Raw genomic sequence first — 20728 nt, forward strand, 5'->3', positions numbered from 1 at the left:
CCATCCTTTAAAGCTCGTCGGCTTCGGCAAAGTAACGGTATAGCGCCGGCAGCAGGGTCAAGGTCAGCAAGGTCGCGCTAATCAGGCCGCCGATAATGACCACGGCAAACGGCTTGGCGGTCTCGGAGCCGACGCTGGTGGACAACGCCGCCGGGAACAAGCCCAACATCGCCATCAACGCGGTCATCACCACCGGCCTGAGCCGGCTGACCGAGCCGTTGACGATCGCGTCGTGCAAGGATTGGCCCTCGCGGCGTAGCTTATTCAACTGCGACACCAGAATCACGCCGTTCTGCACCGCAATCCCGAACAAGGCAATGAAACCCACCGCGGCGGAGACGCTGAGATTGATGCCGGTTGCCAGCAGGATCAATAAACCGCCGATCAACGCAAACGGCACGTTCATCACGATTAAAAGCGCATTTTTAACCGACATGAAGGTCCAGAACAACAGCACGAAGATCAACCCCAGACTGATCGGCACGATAATCGCCAAGCGCTTCATCGCCCGCTGCTGGTTCTCGAACTGGCCGCTCCAGACCATGCGGTAACCGGGCGGCAACGCCACTTGCGCCGCTACCTTGGCTTGGGCTTCGGCGACGAAGCTGCCCTGGTCGCGGTCGATCAGATTGCATTTGATCGCGATCCGGCGCATGTTTTCTTCGCGGCTGATACGGGATGCGCCTTGGTTGACCTTAATCGTCGCCAATTCTGACAATGGTATCAATTGCCCCGCCGGGGTTTGCACGGTCAGGCTTTCCAGGCCGGATATCGAATCGCGGGCGTTTTCGGCATAACGCAACGCGATATCGAAACGGCGTTCGCCTTCCAGAAACTGGGATGCCGCTTTGCCGCCCATGCCGATTTCCAATACCTGTTCCACATCGGCCACGTTGATGCCGTAGCGGGAGATCTTGGCCCGGTCGATGTCGACGATGACCTGGGCCAGACCGGCCTGTTGTTCGGCGGCGACATCGCTGGCGCCGCGAATGCCGGCCAGGATATGGGTAATCTGGTCGGCTTTATCCTGCAGGGTTTGCAGATCGCTACCGAATACTTTGATCGCGATCTCGCCTTTAACCCCGGATATGGCTTCTTCGACGTTATCCTGAATCACCTGCGAAAAGTTGGTCTGAATCCCCGGAAAAATCGATAGCGCTTTGTCCATGACCAGGACCAGCTCGTCTTTTTTGGCGTAACGCCAGGTTTCCTTCGGCTTCAGGTCTATCAACACCTCCAGGTTGTTGAAGCCTTTAGGGTCGGTGCCGTCTTCGGGGCGGCCCAGTTGGGTCAGGATGGTTTTGGCTTCGGCGAAGGTTTCCAAGCGGTCGCGAACCTTGCGCTCGATATCTTTGGCGGTGGTCAACGATACCGGCGTCGGCAGCGTGATGGTCAGCCAGATATTGCCCTCGTCCAGTTTGGGCATGAACTCGGTGCCGATCATACGTACCGACAGCACGCTCAATGCCAAGGCGCCGACCGCCGCGAAAAACACCAATCGAGCATGTTTCAACACCCATTCCAGAATGTTGCGGTAATGGTGCTCCATCGCATGTACCAGCGGATTGTGGCGTTCGGCCAGCTTGGGCCCGAGTAAATAGGTCAGCATCGACGGGATAAAGGTAAGGCTGAACAGCATCGAAGCCACCAAGGCAAAGCTCAGCGTGTATGCCATCGGCGAGAAAATCTTGGCCTCGACCCGCTGGAAGGTAAAAATCGGCAGAAAGGCGATGATGATGATGATTTTGGAGAACAAAATCGGCCGCCCCATTTCGGTCGCGGTATTCAACAAGGATTGCCGCAAAACGCGGATGTCGCCGGTGCGCTGCATATCCAACGTCACCTGCACCATGACCGCTTCCACCAGCACTACGGTGCTGTCGACGATGATGCCGAAATCGATCGCGCCGAGCGAAATCAGGTTGGCGGAAATGCCGCCCAAATCGACCAAAATGAAGGCAAACAGCAACGACAACGGGATGATCAGCGTGACCAGAAACGCGGCCATGAAACGTTGCAAAAACACCAGCAAAATGATCAAAATCAATACCGCACCTTCTACCATATTGTGTTCTACGGTATGCACGGTGTGTCCGACCAGTTCGGTACGGTCGTAAATCGGCGTAATTTTCACGCCCGGCGGCAAACCGAACGCATTCAATTCTTCGATTTTCTGCTTGACGCCGTCGAGTACGCCCACAGCATCGCGGCCTTTGATCAGCAGCACGATGCCTTCGACGATATCGTCGCGCTGGTTTAGCGAGACGATTCCGGTCCGTGGTTGCGGGCCGACCCGAATCTCGGCGACGTCTTTGACCCGGATCGGCACGCCGTCGTTACTGGCGACGACGATTTCGCCGATCTCGTCGGCCGATTTCAGTAAACCGATGCCTCTGACTACCAAGGCCTCATCGCCGTCCTCGATATAGCCGCCGCCGGTATTGGTGTTGTTGGCCGCAATGGCGCTATAAACCTGATTCAGATCCAGCCGGTAGTTTTTCAGACTATCCGGCCGGACTACAACCTTGTATTCCTTGACGCCGCCGCCGTAAGACACCACGTCCGCCACCCCTTGCACCGTACGCAGGCGCGGCTCGATTACCCAATCCTGCAAGGCCCGTTGCTCGGTCAACGGCAGGTGTTTGGCGTCGATCACGTAACGGTAAATCTCGCCGACGCCGGTCGACAGTGGCCCGATTTGCGGTTTAACGTCGCCGGGTAGGTCGGCGCCGCGCAAACGCTCCAGGACTTGCTGGCGGGAGAAATAATCTTCGGCGCTATCGTCGAAGGTCAGCGTTACCACCGACAGGCCGAAAATCGATACCGAGCGCATGTTGATCAGATGCGGCAAGCCGTTCATCTCCCGTTCGATCGGTAACGAAATGACCTTTTCCACCTCTTCCGGCGCCTGGCCGGGAAATTGCGTCACCACCTGCACGAACACGTTTTGCACGTCCGGAAACGCCTGAACCGGCAGATTCTCAAAGGCAACGATGCCGGAGACAGCGATAGCCAACGTGGCGCCAATCACCATCAGGCGCTGTTGTAAACAAAAAGCGATAACGCGGGCAATCATCTTGGCGATCCTGGGCTAAGGGTTGGCATCGTTGACGTCTTCCTCGGCGCGCAACACCAAGGCCCCCTCGGTCACCAACTGCTCTCCGGCTTGCAAGCCCGCGATAACCACCGCGCGGTCCTTCAGCCGCAAGCCCATTTTTACCGGCCGCTGCCGATAATGGTTTTCGTCGACGGCGACAAACACGTAGTCGGAGTCGTCTTCGGTGAATACCGCGGTTAAAGGCACAACGATGGCTTGGGCATCCGGCGGGCTCTGGACATCGATGGTCGCGTACATGCCGGGCAGCAAGCGGCCGTCCGGATTCAGTAACGCGCAGCGCACTTGTACGCTACGGGTGGTCTCGTTCAGAACTTGGCCAACGTACTCCACCGTTGCCGGAAAGGATTCGCCCGGATAAGCCGGTACCGAGATTTTCAGTTGCTGGCCGGGTTTGATCTTGGCCAGATTGACTTCGAACACGTCCATGACCACGGTCAGCCGTTGAATATCGGAAACGACGAACAGCGGTTTGTCCAAACCCGGACCGACCTCCTGCCCTGGATTGACGTTTCGTTCCACCACCACGCCGTTAATTGGGGAGCGCAACGCAAAGCGGGCATTGTTCTGACCCGACGTCAGTTGCAGATTTTTCAAGCGGTTTTGCGCGCGCTGCACTTCGCTAAGGGCCTGGCTCAGATCGTCTTCGGCCTGTTCCAGGTCTTTGCGCGAGATGACCTTGCCTTGATACAGCTCTTGCTGGCGCCGGAATGCTCGATCGGCCAAGGTCAGTTGCGCTTGCGCCTTGGCGTAGTCGGCTTGGGCGTCGGCAACCTCCGGGCTATGCAATTCCAATAGCAACGTTCCGGTTTGCACTTGACTACCGAGCGGCAATGGATTGCTCAGCACTCGGCCGGTTACCGGAGAACTGATTCGGGAGGTCGCGCTGTCGTTATAGGCGATTTTGCCGGCCAAGGGTTCGAGCAATGGTGGCCGGGTCAAGGTCAACGTGCTGGTTTTGACATAGGCTTTTTTCGGTGAATCGGGGGTCAGGTAAACTTCGCCGGCTAGCGCATGCACAACCGGCTGGGGCTGATTTTTATCGGCGGAGTCGGAACAGGCATTCAGCACTAACAATGCCAGCAAGCCGAACAGAGTGGGGCAACGGCGTAAACCGAAAATCGCTTGCTTATTCATGAAGTAGGATATGTGCATATGAAGTTACCGGCATTTACCGCGAGCCAACGCTTGCGGCAGCATTCTCAACACTGGGTTCTACGCCCAACGCTTTGCTTAAATCGAAGTAGGCATTCGTGCGATTGATCATGGCCGCGTAGTAGTCGCGCATCACGCTTTTATAGCTGCGTTGTGCTTCGATAAAATCCAGCACGCCGGTCGCGCCTTTTCTGAAAGCCAGTTCCGCGCTGTCGCGTACGCTACGAGCATCGTCTAACAGACCACCATCGAAGCGTTGCACGATCTTGTCGGCGCTGTTCCAGACTGCCAACGCGCTGACCACGTCGTTGCGGATACCGAGCTCGGTTTGTTCGACCGCCAATTGCGACTGGTTCAGACTGACTGTCGCCTTGTCCGCTTCGCCCTGATACTGGTAAAACAAGGGCAGTGGCACGCTGAAACCGACGAAAGCCGAATTTAATGCGTTGTTACTCGGGTCGCGGGCGTAGCCGGCGTTGACCGTGACATCCGGGTATTTCAAGCGCCGCGCCAGCTCCAGTTCCTTTTTGGCCTGTTCGGCGCGCTGTTTGTCGGCTTGCAGGTCGGGACGCTGTTGCAAGGCCCGGTCGATCAATTCGTTCTGGTCGCGGGTTTGGCCGATATCGGCCAATGCCGGCCAGGCGTCCTTCGCTTCGATACGCAAACTCTGTTCGGGCCAGCGCAGCAGCACTGCCAGCGCCGCTTGCGCCTGCTCCACAACGGCTTGGGCACTATCCAGATCGGACTGGGCGCGCAAACTTTCCATTTTCACCCGCAAATAATCGGCCTCGGCAATATCGCCGCTTTTCAGACGCAAATCGTTGGCCTGACCTATCTGTTGGTAATGGTCGGCAATTTCCTGCGCCAGCCACCGGTTCTTTTGCGCTTGCAATAAATCGAAATACGCATCGCGCACCATATTGCTGAAGATACGCACGGCATCGCGCAAATCGCTCTCGGCCGCCTGTGTCGCAAAACCGCTGCTTTGCATCCGCAGTCCGCGTTTACCGGCAACTTCGATTAATTGGCTGAAGGAGAAATATTCGGCCGGTCCGCACGACACGCTGGGGCTATGGTTGCAGCCGGTGGCAGTGACCCCCATGTTGGGATTGTTGCTGATTTCGGAGACTTGAATGCCGAATACCGGATTAGGAATCGCCCCGGCCACCACCTGTTCGGCGCGCGCCTGATCGATGTTGTATTGCGCGGCAATCAGGTCCAAATTGCGCTGGTAAAACAGGGCGACGACCTCATCGACCGACAGTTGTGCTTCTTGAGCATTCGCCGAACCGTACCCAAGCCAGATCGAGCAGGCGAACGCAAACAAACGGAGGTAGACGTTTTTCATTCGTAATGAGCAGCTTCGATTAAGTGGCGTTAACCCTGAACGAGCAACGTTCGGGCCAAAAAATTTGATCTGCCACTACTGGTCTCGGAATGCGCGCAAATCCGAACGATTGCAACAAACTAATACCGATGCACAATTAATATACGCCTGACGCTGCGCCCGTCCCTGAATGGCTAGCAGGACATTTTGCTGGAGTCCGGTTCAAATCAACCGAATCAGACCGGTTGAAATAACACGCAAACTTTCTCGCCAACAGTTACGCCAAAAAAAAGCCGGCGCTAAGCCGGCTTCTCGCTGTATTTGATGGGTGCGTGGTTAACTTAACCGGCCGCGACAGCGGCAAGATGTTGATCGTAGTAAGCGCTACTGATTCTGTAGCCGCGCGATTTTAATTCTTTCGCCAACCCCGGGCTCATCTTTTCCGGGCTTATATGCGAAATGACTTTACCGAATTTTTTGATGTTATAGCGCATAGCAATCATCTCCAACCTCCAGTGATATCGACCTAAACCGAACGTTTTCGAACGCCGTTACGACAGGCTACCACGCGCAAAATTCCCTGCTTCCACCAATTAGCAAATTTTTACCGGCAATACTTCGGCATTAGCTCCTTGAGCCCAGTCTTCCGCAACCCACGAACGATTTGACGACAGGCATAAAAAAGCCGCTGTTTAAAGCGGCTTTCGATACCCCGGTTGAACCTATTCGCTATGCGTTATTGCTCGGTTTCGGCCGGTTCTGCCGGCATAATGTCTTCAGCACTAACATCCTCGGCGGCTTCAGGCTTTACCGAATCGCATTTGCCCTCGAGCAGATCGTAAGATCCAGCCCAGCAGCGGGCGGCGACGTAGTACTTGGCATAATCGATAAAGGCGACGCCGGAACAATCTTCGTATTTTATTGCGGGAGCCGCGCTGGCATCCTTATCGTCGAAAGTTCGCAAAACCTTGCAATAGCTGACTTCCCTGGCTTGAACCACGCTGCTAACCAGACCGAGCAGCAGGACTCCACAAATTTTGTTGACCGAACTCATTTTTAGCATCCCCGAAAATTGAAACTGTTGCGCATGTTCAAACAGAGTGACGAATTTCGGCAAATTCGTCAACCGGAAACGGCACAATTCGATGCCAGCCAAATAATCGGTCAATGCGTTTCTGCGCTATGCCAGGCTTCAGCCATCAAATCTATAAACTCTTTGCCGACCACGCGTATCAATTGCAACGCCGCAATAACGACCAAACCACCGATTACCAAACCGGACAACATGACGACGACCATCTTCATATCCACCCCCGAAACTAACCGCAAAAATAAACTAGGGAGGGCGAGTATTCACACAAAACCGGCAAAAAGCAACTAGATTAAAGTTCAGTTAAAGCATTGATTATTCAGGACTTAAACATGTCAATCGCTTACATCTCAATGTTAATGTAAATTCGCAGATCAAGCGTTACCGTCTCAGCCCCGAGCTACGACTCAGACACAAATCTGTGAACCGACTCACGAAACCAGCTATCGCTCGATTTATTGAAGCAATCCGCGCCGTCAAATACCGGCAATGACGTTATGCACTCCGGCCCGGATTTCTCGATCGTTCGCGGCGGGCCTTGAAGAAGTCGCCGAGCAAGTCGGCGCAAACCGTTTGCAATACCCCGCCGGTCCATTCCACCTTGTGATTTAAAAATTCCGCATCACTGAGTTGCAGCGCGTGGCAGACCGCTCCGCGCTTCGGATCGTAAGCGCCGAACACCAGGCGCCTGACCCGGGCGTGGGCAATGGCGCCCATACACATCACGCAGGGCTCCAACGTCACATACAGCGTGGTATCGATCAAACGGTAGTTGTCGAGGACTTGGCCGGCTTTGCGCAACGCGACGATCTCCGCGTGAGCGGTCGGGTCGTTGGTTTGGATCGGTTGGTTCCAACCTTCGGCGATACAACGGTTACCGAGCACCAGCACCGCGCCTACCGGCACCTCGCCTTGGTCTTCGGCGCGCTGCGCCAGCCGGATGGCATGGCGCATCCATTCGTCGTCGTTCATTTCAGACCGTGGCTTTGTTCAGGCGGTCGTTAACGGCGGCCCAGGCTTCGTGATCGGGCGGTTGCTCGATCAGAATCGTATCAAGTTGCAGATTGTCCAGAGCCCGAAGCGAGCTGTAGAGGGCCGGTTCGTATAGTTCGGCATCGGCCGGCAGCCGGAGAATATGCAGGCAGGGAATTTCAGCAATCTCGGCGCTGAATGCCAGAATGCCGATGTGCTGGCCTTTGGCGCAGAGGTCGTCGGCCATCGCAATCAAGGTATCGGCCGGACAGAGCAAGGCCATTGTGTTGGGCGCATAGTGCACGGCCATCATGCCCGGCGCCCGAATCTTGGTTTGCGAAGAGAGCCGAATATCGGCATGCAATACGGCTTTGAGTTGGCTGCGGGTAATGCGGCCGGGGCGGAGGATGGTCGGGACCTCGTCGCTGAGGTCGATGATCGTCGATTCCACTCCCACCGCGCAGGGGCCGCCGTCCAGAATACAAGCCACACTGGCGTCCAACTCTTCGGCCACGTGCTGGGCTTCGGTCGGACTGATGCGGCCGAAACGGTTGGCCGATGGCGCGGCGACGCCGCCGCCAAACGCCTGCAGCAAGCGCAACGCCACCGGATTGGCCGGCACCCGCAACCCCACCGTATCCTGGCCGCCGGTCACCGCCAGCGGCACCGACGCGCGTTTTTTTAAAATCATCGTCAGCGGACCCGGCCAGAATTGTTCAGCCAGCCGCCAGGCAGCCTCCGGCACCTGGTCGGCCCAATCGGCCATTCGCTCGGCACCGGCAATATGCACGATCAAAGGATGGTCCGCTGGCCGGCCCTTGGCCGCAAAAATTTTCGCCACGGCCTCCGGATTGGACGCGTCAGCGCCCAGGCCGTAAACAGTTTCAGTCGGAAACGCGACTAGCTGACCATGGCGCAGTAAGTCGGCGGCGTGCTGGATGGATGCTTCGGTGACGGGGGTTGGTTTCACGGTAGAGCCGGACGAAAGGTCGAATACAAAAACAGCAGACGGGCCAATCGCTTCATGGCCGGCGCGCTGCACACCTTGGCGGTAAAGTTTAGGCGATTAAGCAAAGCCCGCTATTTTACCTTTCGTCTTGCTGCTTTTCTCTCAATTTATTTCCACCAATACCTCGTTGGGGTTAACCGCGTCACCTTTAGCCACATAAATGGCTTTGACGCTGCCGGCAATCGGCGCGGTGATCTCGGTTTCCATCTTCATGGCTTCGGTGACCAATAAGGCCTGGCCGGCGTTGACTTTCTGGCCTTCCTTGACCAATACGTCGATGATGTTGCAAGGCATGCTGGTCACGACATCGCCCGGCTCGCTGGGCCGACGCCGCTTGCTGGCGATCGCGCTTTGCACCGCGCCTTGAGCGCCGCCGTCCAGCACGATTTCGTCCAGGGTTTCGATGACGATCTCTTCCGGCATGCCGTCCACGGTGAAATAAAAATGCCGCAAGCTCTGGTTCTTCGGGCCGGCGCCGGTGACTTTGACGTGATATTGCTCGCCGTGCAACGCGACATTAAATTCGGTCGGGGCTTTTTTAACTTCGGCCGGCTTAGCCGCTTCTTCCAGTTCCAGCGGTTCCGGCACCAGATTGTCGGTGGAACGCAATTCCAGAAACTGTTTGCCGATTTCCGGAAACATCGCGTAACTCAGCACGTCTTCATCGTTCAAAGCCAGATGAGCAATTTCGTTGCGCAGATGCTCGAATTCCGGTTTCAATAAATCCGCCGGCCGGCATTCGATGATTTCCTCTTTACCCACCGCCTTCGCCAGCAATTGCGGATTGACCGGCGCCGGTGCCTTGCCGTAGCCGCCGTGCAGATAACGTTTGACCTCGTTGCTGATGGTCTCGTAGCGCTTGCCGATCAACACGTTCAGCACCGCCTGGGTGCCGACGATTTGCGAGGTCGGCGTCACCAGCGGCGGATAGCCCAAGTCTTTGCGCACTTCCGGGATTTCTTTATACACCTCGTCGATCCGGTCCAGTGCGTTGCGTTCTTTCAATTGGTTGGCCAGGTTTGAGATCATGCCGCCCGGGACTTGGAAGATGTGGACGCGGGTGTCGATGCCGGTAAATTCGCTTTCGAAGCGGCGGTATTTTTTGCGGACTTCGGCGAAATAGTCGTTCACCGCTTGCAGTTTGTCCAAATCCAGTCCGGTGTCGAAATCGGTACCGCGCAGTGCGGTGACCAACGATTCGGTGGGCGGGTGGCTGGTGCCGCCGGCCCAGGAAGATAAGGCCGTATCGACATGTTCGCAGCCGGCTTCGATGGCCTTGAGCTGACACATTTCCGCCAAGCCGGCCGTGGCATGGCAATGCAGGTGCAGCGGCAAATCGACGGCATCTTTCAAGGCTTTGATCAATTCGCCGGCAATATAGGGGGTCAGTAAACCGGCCATGTCTTTGATGGCAATCGAATCGCAGCCCAAATTGACCAAGCCTTTACCCAGTTTGATAAAGCTGGCGATGTCGTGTACCGGGCTGGTGGTATAGCAGATGGTGCCCTGGGCGTGCTTGCCGGCGGTTTTGGTGGCTTCGATCGCTGTTTCCAGGTTGCGGATGTCATTCAGCGCGTCGAAGATTCGAAACACGTCCATGCCATTGCGGGCGGCAGTCTCGATGAATTTACGCACCACGTCGTCGGAATAATGCCGATAGCCCAGCAGGTTTTGGCCGCGCAACAGCATTTGCAGGCGGGTATTGGGTAAAGCGGCTTTCAGTTTGCTCAGTCTTTCCCATGGGTCTTCCTTTAAGAAACGCAGACAGGCGTCGAAAGTCGCGCCCCCCCAGCATTCCAGAGACCAATAGCCGATATCGTCCAGCATGGCGCAGGCCGGTAGCATATCTTCGGTTCGCATCCGCGTGGCGATCAGGGATTGGTGGGCGTCGCGGAGGATAACGTCGGTTACATAAACTTTGCTCATCTTGGTGTCCTTGGCTTACAGGCCGGTATGGGAAGCGACGACGGCCGCCAGCACGCTGGCCAGAATTTCCGGGCGCGGCTTGTTGGAGTAATTGATCAAATCGGGATTGGCTTCGACAAAGCCGGTGTTGAACCGACCACGGCGAAAATCCGGATGACCGAGAATTTTTAAGTAATAGGGAATGGTGGTCTTGATCCCGAACAAGCCCATGTCTTTCAAGGCGCGTTCGCCGCGATTGATCGCATCTTCCCAAGTCATCGAGCTGACGATGACCTTGGCCAGCATCGAATCGTAAAACGGCGGCACTTCATAGCCGGTATAGATGGCGGTGTCGGTGCGCACACCGGGCCCGCCGGGGGCATAGTAGCGGGTAATGTGACCGAAGCTGGGCAGGAAATTGTTTTTGGGGTCTTCGGCGTTGACCCGAAATTGAATGGCATAGCCGCGGCGCACGATTTCTTCCTGCTTGAAGCGCAGCGGTAAACCGGCAGCAACCCGAATTTGTTCTTCGACGATATCGACGCCGGTGATGGTCTCGGTGATGGTGTGCTCGACTTGCACCCGGGTGTTCATTTCCATGAAATAGAAGCGACCGTTGGCGTCCAGCAGAAACTCCACGGTGCCGGCGTTGGTATAGCCGACTGCTTTGGCTGCCATTACCGCCAAGCCGCCCAGGTACTGGCGTTGCGCTTCATCCAATTGTGGCGACGGCGCAATTTCGATCAATTTTTGGTTGCGGCGTTGCACCGAGCAATCACGCTCGTAAAGATGGATGGTGTTGCCGAAGTGGTCGGCCAACACTTGCACTTCGATGTGAATCGGGTTGACCACGCACTTTTCCAGAAACACGTCGGCGCTGCCAAAGGCCTTGGTCGCTTCGGAAATCACCCGCTGGAAGTTTTGGCGGAGTTCGTCGGGATTGTCGCAACGGCGGATGCCGCGGCCGCCGCCGCCCGAGGTGGCTTTCAGCATGATCGGGTAACCGATTTGTTCTGCCACCTGCAAGGCATGCTCGACGCTGTCCAGATTGCCGTCCGAACCCGGCGTAACCGGCAGGCCGGCGGCCTTCATTGCCGCCCTAGCCTCAGTCTTGTCGCCCATCCGGTGAATCACGTCGGCCGACGGGCCAATGAACACCAGACCGCGCTCCTGGCAAGCTTTGGCAAACTGGGCGTTTTCGGACAAAAAGCCGTAACCGGGATGGACTGCGTCGCAACCGGTGCGCAAGGCCAAATCGACCAGACCGTAAATATTCAGATAACCGGCAAGCGGGTCGCTACCGATATAGTGCGACTCGTCCGCCTTTTTGACGTGTAAAGCAAAACGGTCTGCCTCGGAGTAAATCGCCGCCGAACGGATGCCCATCTCGGCGCAGGCGCGAATAATGCGGACGGCGATCTCGCCGCGATTGGCGATCAGGATTTTGCGTAGCATGATTTTTCCATTGCGGTTCGGGGACGCTTACTACTCTAACAAGTTATCGATATCTTTCAACCTTAAAACCGGTAGGTATCCAGCTTGGCGGCACTCCGGCAGGCAAGCCGAAAGCTGCCGGAAAATGTCGCTCTGTAATGCCTCTGAAACCGGCATCACCGATCAGACAACTTGCTGCGTTAGCCACAATTTGTGGGTTTCCCATGTCGCAATCCGCACACAGTCTCCGGGTAAGTCCGCACAATCCCTGCTAACCAGCCCTATTGAAATTGGCACATATGATGCTATCCTGATAATGCACAGGAAGCCTGGGCCTAGGCTCAGGGTTGTCACCTCCAAAGTAATCAATGATTTTCGAGGTTCATTATGGAAAAAAACAAAACTCTACTTCTGGTTTTACTGTTGTTCTGCCTACCACTCGCGGCTGCCCTGGTACCAATAACGGCAAGGGCCGTTCCAGACTGGTCACAGGCAGTGTTCCTCAATCCGCCCCAACAATTCGCCACAGCTTTATCTTGGAGCGACACCGCTCTCAGCTTTGCCGAACAAGCGGAGCGCGACGCTAGTTCAGCAGTCCGCGAAACTGTAACCGATCTGCAACACTGGCTGGATTTCGGCATGCAAGCCGCATTTTTCGGCTGGCTCGGTACGCCCTCGTTGCTTGAAGCGTTACCGCTGCAAAATCTGAAAGCCGCCCTCCCTGGTACGGTTTGGTTTCTGCTCGGCAGCCTTTTGGCTATTTTGAGCCGTAAAAAACGCAGTATCGTATCCTGACGCTTGCCGGCTTGCGTGACCGGACCGGCGGTGCCACTCCGGTCACGTCTGTTTTGATTGCTTCCAAAGCATGCCTAACATCACAAGTGCGGCGACCAGCCGCGCGACAACTTCGCTGCCCTGTCATTAGCGGCGGCTTATTTGGCAGCGGCCGAGATTTGGCTAATAATTGCCACAGGCTATTGCAGCCGGTTGGTACTTTGAACAGCTTGTTAGCCATGAACTTTAGGAATCGCCGATGCCTCACTCCGTACCCGATACGGCAGACCAATTTCAGTTCCGTACACTTCAGCCGGAAGATATCGGCGCATGTATTCGGATTGCGATAGCTAATTTCGACGAATTCCGCGACCATCCGGAATACATACACCTATGGTTCGAGCAACGGATCACGCATAACCCCTGGCAAAACGCACTGCCGGGCCCCGGCGTTGGCGTTTGGCTAGACTCGCGTCTGGTAGGCTTCAGGGCCATGTTTGCTCAACCTTGGTGGTTGAACGGCCAGTCTAGGATAATCGCCTTCGGCGCAAATACATGCATCGACTCGGAATTCAGAGGCCAGGGCCTGGCGACCCGGCTGATTCAATTCAGCTGTGGTTTGTCCGACATTAACGGCAGCGTCACGGCCGGCGTCATCACGCAGAAATCCTTCGGAGCTTGCGGCTTCCTCAAAATCGGCGGCAAATCCAACGATTTTTTTCGGCTAAGGATCGGTTACCGCGGATCTTGGGAGAAGCGGGTCGGCAACCGATTAGGGCAAATTCTGGGCAGCTTTTGCGACCTCAGTTTACGTTGGCGCGACAGAAAATTGTCCCAACCCGACTTCACTATGGCGGAAATCAGCCATTGCGGCTCCGAATTCGATTCACTGTGGGAGCGCGCCAAAACGGCCTACCCGTCGTGCGCGGAACGCAGCAGCCGCTATTTGAACTGGCGCTTGTTCGAATTCCCGACCTGCCCGTTGCAAATGCTGGCGTTGCGCGACCGCTCGGGGACATTGCGCGCGTACGCCATCTGGCACCGGCAACAGCTCGCCGAGTCGATCGACATGGCCGTACTGCGCGACGTGTTCTACCCGCCGCAGGACGAACCGGCTATACGCGGTTTGCTGTACCACTTATTCGCTTACTGGCGGAAACTCGGTATCAGTTGGGGCAACCTCGAAGTGGCTTCACCACGATTGACTGCCTTATTCCGGGAACTGGGGTACGAGGCCTTGAGCTCGCACGGCAACCGCTACCAGATCTACAGCAACCCGGCGCTAGCGGAGAATGTTTTAACCGATTGGTACCGGAGCGGCATCGACGGCGATTATTTCGACCATCCGCTCTGACAAATAGCCAATATCAGCCAATGTATATTAAGCTTTTGCAATAACTAGACTTGCTCGCGCCTGTGACCATGCCCAATCAAACCGTAGCTATCATTTCCACCGTACTTAACGAGCGCGAAAGCATCAGACAGTTGCTGGACGCGTTTTTCCGCCAAACCCGCCAAGCGGACGAAATCGTTATCGTCGATGGCGGTTCCACGGACGGGACACTGGAAGTGTTGCAGGATTACGCCGCCCAGAACCCCAAATTGAAATTTTTGGTCGAGAACGGCGTGAATATTGCCGCCGGCCGCAACATTGCCATCGCCCACGCGAACTCCAGCATCATAGCCGTCACCGACGGCGGCTGCCGCCCGGAAGACAACTGGCTGGCGGAACTGGTCGCCCCCTTGTTGGCTGATCCTGGCTACGGCGCAGTTACCGGCGTACGCAATGTCGAGCATAAAAACGATTTCGAATTTTTCGCCGGCAAATTGTCAACCTCCGGCAATGCCGCAAACGAAGCCGACCGCGTATTTCACGGCCGTAATTCGGCATTCCGCAAAAGCGTCTGGCTGGATGTGGGCGGTTATCCGGAATGGCTGTATACCGCCGAAGATACCTTGTTTGCGCAACGGGCCAAAGCGCTCGGCTGCCGGGTTGCGCTGGCGCCGAACGCAATCGTATCCTGGCGGCCACGGCCGAATCTGAAAAAACTGGCAAAGCAATATTATCTGTACGGCAAGGGTACCGGCCGGATTGGTCAAGCCGATTTAAAAGCGGTGTTTTACCATCTGCGAAACCATGCGGTGTGGATGGCGTCACTATTGTTCGGGTTTTGGCTCAACGGGTTTTGGCTGATTACCTTGACCGTGCTCGGCTTCCTGTACTTCACCTTGGTGAATCCGGTAATCGCCAACCTGACAGCCAACCAAAATTTGAGGCCGGGATATTGGCTTTATGTGCCGACGATTATTCTGGTCCGCAGCTTTTACAACAATCTAGGCCAACTCTACGGCTACTGGGAGTGTCGGGAAGGCAGCCCGTTTCGGGAAAATCTGGCCCGCTACCGGTCCGGCTCCTGGAAATCCCCGGCCATCCGAGCATGACAAAGCCGGAGTCCGATCACTTCAACTGAAACTGCAAGTGCTTCCAGATTTTGTCGGCCAGGATCTGCTGCGCCAGGGCATTGGGGTGGATGCCGTCTTGTTGCATCAACTCCGGCCTTAACACGATATCTTCCAGAATAAACGGTACGTACGATATCTTGAACTCCTGCGCCAGCTCCGGGTAAACATCGTAAAACATCTCCACATAGCGCTTACCGTAGTTGGGCGGAATTTTCATCGCCAACAAGGTCACTTTCGCCCCGGCTTGTAACGACCGGCCTATGATCGCGGCCAAATTGGCCTCCATTTCCTCCGGCGACAACCCGCGCAAACCGTCGTTGGCGCCCAATTCCAAAAACAGAATATCCGGTTTGTGTTTGGCCAAAATCGTCGGTAGCCGGGCCAAACCGCCGGCAGTAGTATCGCCGCTGATACTTTCGTTATAGACCGTATAGTCGAAACCGCGCGCGGTAATTTTTTTTTGCAACAAAGCCACCCAGCCCTGCTGAACTTCGATACCGTAACCGGCACTAATACTGTCTCCAAGCACGACAATCGATTTGGCGGACGCACAAACAGGCAAAATACTCAATACTAAGGCAAGGACCACGCTATACATGACAAACACTCGTTCCGATCACTCCGCTTCCACCATCATCAGCGCCCATAAACTTGGCAAAGCGGTTCCAACATCCGAAGGCACCTTGCATATCTTGGCATCGGTCGATCTAATCATCAAGCGCGGCGAAACTGTCGCCATCGTCGGCGAGTCCGGTTCAGGCAAATCGACCCTGCTCAGCCTGCTGGCCGGCCTTGACACTCCGAGCAGCGGCTCGGTCGAAATCGACGGCCGCGACTTGGCCAGTTTGAACGAAGACGGGCGGGCATTGCTGCGCAACGAATTGGTCGGCTTCGTCTTCCAGTCGTTTCAACTACTGCCCGGTTTAACAGCGCTGGAGAACGTGATGCTGCCGCTGGAACTGAGCGGCGCGGCCGACGCCGAGCAATCGGCGCGGGCCCTGTTACAACGCGTCGGCCTGGCTCAACGCCTAAAGCACACGCCGCGGCAACTTTCCGGCGGCGAACAACAGCGCGTGGCCCTGGCCCGCGCCTTCGTTACCCGGCCGGCAATATTGTTCGCCGACGAACCGACCGGCAACCTGGACCGAATTACCGGTGCCAAGATCGTCGAGCTGTTGTTCGAATTGAACCAGGAACAACACACCACACTAATTCTGGTGACCCACGACATGTCTTTGGCGGCCCGCTGCCAACGCACCATCCATCTGGAAGCCGGGAGCATCGTATGACGCGCTTTCGCCTGGCCTTAAAGCTGCTGTGGCGCGACGCCCGCTCCGGCGAACTGACGCTACTGGCCCTGGCATTGTTAATTGCAGTAGGCGGCACTACGTCGATTTCTTTGTTCGCCGACCGGCTGCAACGCACAATGAATTTGCAAGCCGCCGAATTCCTGGCCGGCGATTTGGTGTTGGCCGGACCGGCCCCGGCCAGTCCGCAATGGCTGGCAAAGGCTGACGAACTGGCGCTGAGCGGATCGCAAACGGTCGAGTTTCCCAGCATGTTGCTGGAGAACGGCGAAATGCAGCTAGCATCGGTCAAAGCGGTCAGCGCCAGCTATCCGTTGCGCGGCCGCCTGAAGACTCGCGACGCCGATCTACAAGACGAATCCGTCGTCGATCACGGCCCGGCAGCCGGCGAGGCCTGGATCGACAAACGCTTGCTGCCCGCCCTGAAATTGCAGCTGAACGATACGCTGACCGTCGGCGAAAAAGCGCTGAAAGTGACCAGACTGATCAGTTACGAGCCGGACAAACGCGGCGATTTTTACAGCTTCTCGCCGCGCGTGATGATGCATCTGGACGATTTGGCCGCCACCGGCGCGGTCCAGCCCGGCAGTAGAGTCCATTACGCTCACCAGTTCATCGGCAGCGAACAGGCTTTGGCCGAATTCAAGGCCTGGTTGCAACCGAATTTGAATCCTTCGCAAAAAATCTTGGATATTCGGCGGGACCGGCCCGAGCTGGGCTCTGCGTTGCAGCGCGCCGAGCGCTATCTGGGCTTGTCCAGCGTTGTCGTGACCTTGATCTCAGGCGTTGCGATCGCGATGACCACCCGCCGCTACAGCGAACGCCATTTCAACGCCACGGCCTTACTGCGCTGCCTAGGCTGCACGCAAGCGGAAATCGTAAGACTCTACGCCGTCCAATTTTTGGTATTAGGCTTAGCCGCCAGCTTAGCCGGTTGCGCTTTGGGTTGGCTGGCCCAGTACGGCTTGTTTCAATTGCTGAAAAATCTGTTGCCGGAAACACTGGCCGATCCCGGGGAATTGGCGATCGTCTACGGCATTGCCACCGGCTTGATCATCTTATGGGGTTTTGCCTTGCCGCCGTTGTTACGCCTACAAGCAGTCCCGCCGCTACGCGTGCTAAGGCGGGAGCTGGAACCTTTACCCGGCAGCGGCTGGCTGGTCTACGGCTTGGCTGCCAGCGTCGTGGCCGGTTTGATCTGGCGTTATACGGGCGATCCGAAACTCACTTTCGCGATTATCGGCACCGGTTTTGCCGTTTTGCTGATCTTGGGGCTGGCGATTCAGGGCATTTTGCATTTATCGCGACGGCTGCTGCCGCGGCTGGGCTTGGTTTGGCGCTTCGGCTTACGCGGATTGTTGCGCGACGGCCGGGCCAGCATCGGCCAGATTTTGGCATTCGGCATCACGCTGACCGCAATGGCCTTAAGTTTCAACGTGCGCAGCCACCTTTTGGACGATTGGCGCCGGCAACTTCCCGATCAGGCTCCCAACCATTTTGCGATCAACATCCTGCCGTCGTCTCTGGCCGATTTTCAGGACGACCTGAGTCGCAATCAGGTTCCGGACAGCCATTTTTATCCGGTGGTCCGCGGTCGTTTGGTGACCATTAACGGCGAAGCCGTGCAAGGCCGAGTCAGCAAAGACAGCCAAGGCGAAGCTGCCACGCAGCGCGAATTGAGCCTGACCTGGGCCGACCGGTTTCCGGAGGATAATCAAATCACCGACGGCGCAGCTTGGCAGGCGGACCGCCCCGGCCAGGTATCGGTGGAGAAAAAACTGGCGGACAATTTGGGTATCCGCCCCGGCGACCAGCTCGGTTTTACGGTGGGAGACGCCCAACTCACCGCCACGGTGGCAAATCTGCGCAGCGTGCAATGGGACACCATGCGTCCCAATTTTTACATGATTTTTTCGCCGGGGACTCTGACCGGTTTTCCGACGACCTACATGACCAGTTTTCATCTGGCCGAAGCGCAAAAAAACCTGCTGCCGCCACTGTTAAAAAAATATCCGGCGGTGACGGTTCTGGAGGTGGAGCAGATTCTGCAGCAATTCAGAACCATACTGGCCCAATTAACCCAAGCGATTAATCTGATTTTATATTTTGCGCTGGCAGCAGGATTTAGCGTGCTGTTCGCCGCAGTCTATTCCACCTTGGACCAACGGATTTACGAAGGGGCGTTGCTACGTACGTTGGGGGCGCGGCGCAGCTTTTTAAGGAGCAGTCATTTGATCGAATTTTGCGTTTTGGGGCTGTCCGCAGGATTGCTGGCAACGCTGGCGACCGAGTCGATACTGTATATGCTGTATACCCGCGTCATGCAAATCCAGTTCCAGGCCCATGTTTATCTGTGGCTGGCCTTGCCGGCCGTCGGCGTTACCGGAGTGACCCTGGCCGGGTATTGGGGAGTACGCCACGTAGTCAGACAAGCACCGTTACGGGTATTGCGGCGTTAAGAGCTACCTGTTTTACAGCCGAAACCGGCTCAAAAGGAAATCAGCGACAGGTTTAAGACGATGCAAACCACATTCGATAACACACCGTAGATTGCCAGAGAACTATTGAACTTGGTATTGACCAGCGCAAATGCTGCCACGCCCAAGCCGCCGAGATCCAAGGCCAAAAACACGGTGACGAAAATCATCACGCCGTCGAACACATTGGGCCCGGGCGCCGCAGTTGCTATGGTGGCAGGCATTAAAACCGTTAGCCAGGCCGCGCAACTCGACGCCGATATAATCAGTGAAGCCCGCGCAAATCCCTGGCTGCGGTAACGGCTTTTGCGGCGGTCGCCGCCCGACCATGGCGATGCTTCCTGATTCAATCCGAACTCCCCGTATCAGAAAATGTGCCAACCTGTCCCGACAAGATTCCCGCCGCCGTTCGCTTTGCCGGGTACAAATGCTGGCGAGCCCGGCGGAAAAGGTTTATATCTCCCGGAACCGATAACCGCCAGCGGTTTGCCAAGACAAATAAATACGGTCGCCATCGCTCAGTAAAAAAGCATCGTCGGCCGCATCCGGCGTTGCTTCCGCGATCTCGGGCTGAGTCCAGCGGTTGCCGCCGTCGTCGGACTTGATCAATTTGACCAAATTTTTACTGCCGTCAAACTCCGACCAGACTACCACCAGCCGCTGGCCCAACGCCAATACTTGAGGGTGTTTGGCGCCCGGATTGCCGAGCCGGTAGGGCTGGGAGAACTCGGCCGCACCCTTTAGCGAATGTGCGTAAAACAAGCCCTGATTGTCGGGGGCCCCGCTAAACCAAACGGCGTGTATCGTGCCATCGTCGGTAATCGACAACCCTGGACCATGGTGCGGACAGGCATCGATTTTCCAGTTCTCGTGGCTGACCCGCTGCACCGGCCCCGGCGTATGCCAATCGCTGAACCTGGACAAGACATGGTCGCGGATATTGCCGTCATAGACATGCCGCCACAGTACTAGCGGGCGGTTGTCGGGAGCGATTTCCACGCCCAAACGGCAACATTCGCAGCTATGCGGCGCGACGATTTTATTCGGGTAAAAGCTTGCGCCGCCATTGTCGGACCAAGCGTAATAGACCGCGGTACCGTTGAATTCCTGCTTGGCAGCCTTAGCCTTTTCCTTGTCCCGAGCGTCTAGCCAAGCGATAAACACTTCGCCGTTTTTGCCCAGCGCCAACGCATCGAAACGATGACTGATAACGTCAAGATTGTCGTTGACCGTTACCGGCTTGGAAAAGGTTCTACCGCCGTCGGTAGAGCGGCTGAAACGGATATGGCCGGTGTGGCGTTTTTCCAGACTCTGCGTCCACGTCAAATAAACGTTGCCTTCGGGGCCGATTTTGATTTTCGGCCGATATTCGCCGTGCGCGGCAATCGCCTCGGCGTCGGCATTGACCCGAACCGGTTTGGAAAAACTACGGCCGCCGTCATCCGAGGTTTGCAGATAAATATGCTGTTGCTGCACCCACGCAATCCAGAGTGTGCCGTTTGAGTCGAAGCTGGCCGTCACGGTATCGGAACACCCACGCTGCGGCAATGCTTGAGCTTTGGTGCAGTCGGCTTGGTTTACCGCACCTTGCTGCGCGGCAGCCGGATTTTGATCGACGGGTACGGCATCGGTCGCACAAGCCGAAACCACAAACGGTGTGATTAAGGCTAGGAATAGTTTGGATATTTTCATGTGTCATT

General features: G+C 56.3%; 18 protein-coding genes. 5 read left to right on the plus strand and 13 right to left on the minus strand.

The window, feature by feature from the left end; genetic code table 11:
- Positions 1–7: 7 nt before the first annotated feature.
- The 10 genes from ACH518_RS02145 to ACH518_RS02190 form a co-directional block, all read right to left on the minus strand.
- Positions 8–3076, minus strand: a complete 3069-nt coding sequence (locus ACH518_RS02145) for an efflux RND transporter permease subunit (protein ID WP_445371701.1) — start codon at positions 3074–3076, stop codon at positions 8–10.
- Positions 3077–3091: 15 nt separating this feature from the next.
- Entirely contained in the window at positions 3092–4270 is a 1179-nt protein-coding gene (locus ACH518_RS02150) for an efflux RND transporter periplasmic adaptor subunit (RefSeq protein ID WP_445371702.1), read from the minus strand.
- Between the two features lie 16 nt (positions 4271–4286).
- Complete coding sequence (locus tag ACH518_RS02155) at positions 4287–5618, minus strand: TolC family protein (RefSeq protein ID WP_445371703.1); 1332 nt, start codon at positions 5616–5618, stop codon at positions 4287–4289.
- 320 nt (positions 5619–5938) lie between these two features.
- Positions 5939–6100, minus strand: a complete 162-nt coding sequence (locus ACH518_RS02160; RefSeq protein WP_186289502.1) for a hypothetical protein — start codon at positions 6098–6100, stop codon at positions 5939–5941.
- Positions 6101–6333: 233 nt separating this feature from the next.
- The gene (locus ACH518_RS02165) at positions 6334–6651 is read right to left on the minus strand and encodes a hypothetical protein (RefSeq protein ID WP_445371704.1); all 318 of its coding nucleotides are present in this window, start codon (positions 6649–6651) and stop codon (positions 6334–6336) included.
- A gap of 110 nt (positions 6652–6761) precedes the next feature.
- Positions 6762–6902, minus strand: coding sequence for a hypothetical protein (locus tag ACH518_RS02170; protein WP_186289503.1), 141 nt, complete (start codon positions 6900–6902; stop codon positions 6762–6764).
- A 280-nt stretch (positions 6903–7182) separates the two neighbouring features.
- Entirely contained in the window at positions 7183–7659 is a 477-nt protein-coding gene (gene tadA, locus ACH518_RS02175; RefSeq protein WP_445371705.1) for a tRNA adenosine(34) deaminase TadA, read from the minus strand.
- Position 7660: 1 nt separating this feature from the next.
- A complete protein-coding gene (locus tag ACH518_RS02180) occupies positions 7661–8629 on the minus strand; it encodes an L-threonylcarbamoyladenylate synthase (protein WP_445371706.1) in 969 nt (322 codons plus the stop codon).
- 141 nt (positions 8630–8770) lie between these two features.
- Positions 8771–10594, minus strand: a complete 1824-nt coding sequence (oadA, locus tag ACH518_RS02185) for a sodium-extruding oxaloacetate decarboxylase subunit alpha (RefSeq protein WP_445371707.1) — start codon at positions 10592–10594, stop codon at positions 8771–8773.
- Positions 10595–10609: 15 nt separating this feature from the next.
- Positions 10610–12028, minus strand: a complete 1419-nt coding sequence (locus ACH518_RS02190; protein ID WP_445371708.1) for an acetyl-CoA carboxylase biotin carboxylase subunit — start codon at positions 12026–12028, stop codon at positions 10610–10612.
- Between the two features lie 366 nt (positions 12029–12394).
- Between ACH518_RS02190 and ACH518_RS02195 the strand changes: the two genes are divergently transcribed.
- The 3 genes from ACH518_RS02195 (at position 12395) to ACH518_RS02205 (ending at position 15223) form a co-directional block, all read left to right on the plus strand.
- The gene (locus ACH518_RS02195; RefSeq protein ID WP_445371709.1) at positions 12395–12802 is read left to right on the plus strand and encodes a hypothetical protein; all 408 of its coding nucleotides are present in this window, start codon (positions 12395–12397) and stop codon (positions 12800–12802) included.
- A 238-nt stretch (positions 12803–13040) separates the two neighbouring features.
- A complete protein-coding gene (locus ACH518_RS02200; RefSeq protein ID WP_445371710.1) occupies positions 13041–14135 on the plus strand; it encodes a hypothetical protein in 1095 nt (364 codons plus the stop codon).
- A 68-nt stretch (positions 14136–14203) separates the two neighbouring features.
- Positions 14204–15223: a glycosyltransferase gene (locus ACH518_RS02205; RefSeq protein ID WP_445371711.1), complete on the plus strand. Its 1020-nt coding sequence runs from the start codon at positions 14204–14206 to the stop codon at positions 15221–15223.
- A gap of 16 nt (positions 15224–15239) precedes the next feature.
- Here the strand turns inward: ACH518_RS02205 and ACH518_RS02210 are convergent, their stop codons facing one another.
- Positions 15240–15842: an arylesterase gene (locus tag ACH518_RS02210; RefSeq protein ID WP_445371712.1), complete on the minus strand. Its 603-nt coding sequence runs from the start codon at positions 15840–15842 to the stop codon at positions 15240–15242.
- Here ACH518_RS02210 and ACH518_RS02215 point away from each other — a divergent pair.
- On the plus strand, positions 15841–16533 hold the full coding sequence (locus tag ACH518_RS02215) for an ABC transporter ATP-binding protein (RefSeq protein WP_278210452.1): 693 nt from the start codon (positions 15841–15843) through the stop codon (positions 16531–16533). The genes ACH518_RS02210 and ACH518_RS02215 overlap by 2 nt on opposite strands.
- Positions 16530–19010 (plus strand): ABC transporter permease, encoded by a 2481-nt coding sequence (locus ACH518_RS02220; RefSeq protein ID WP_445371713.1) that lies wholly within the window; start codon positions 16530–16532, stop codon positions 19008–19010. Before ACH518_RS02215 ends, ACH518_RS02220 begins: the two co-directional genes overlap by 4 nt.
- Positions 19011–19039: 29 nt before the next feature.
- On the opposite strand, the gene ACH518_RS02225 is transcribed toward ACH518_RS02220, so the two are convergent.
- Both ACH518_RS02225 and ACH518_RS02230 read right to left on the minus strand, forming a co-directional pair.
- Positions 19040–19378 carry a hypothetical protein gene (locus ACH518_RS02225; protein ID WP_445371714.1) on the minus strand — a complete coding sequence of 113 codons (339 nt, stop codon included), beginning with the start codon at positions 19376–19378 and terminating at the stop codon, positions 19040–19042.
- A gap of 103 nt (positions 19379–19481) precedes the next feature.
- Positions 19482–20720 carry a sialidase family protein gene (locus ACH518_RS02230; RefSeq protein WP_445371715.1) on the minus strand — a complete coding sequence of 413 codons (1239 nt, stop codon included), beginning with the start codon at positions 20718–20720 and terminating at the stop codon, positions 19482–19484.
- Positions 20721–20728 lie beyond the last annotated feature (8 nt).

Source organism: Methylomonas sp. HW2-6 (assembly GCF_052474525.1).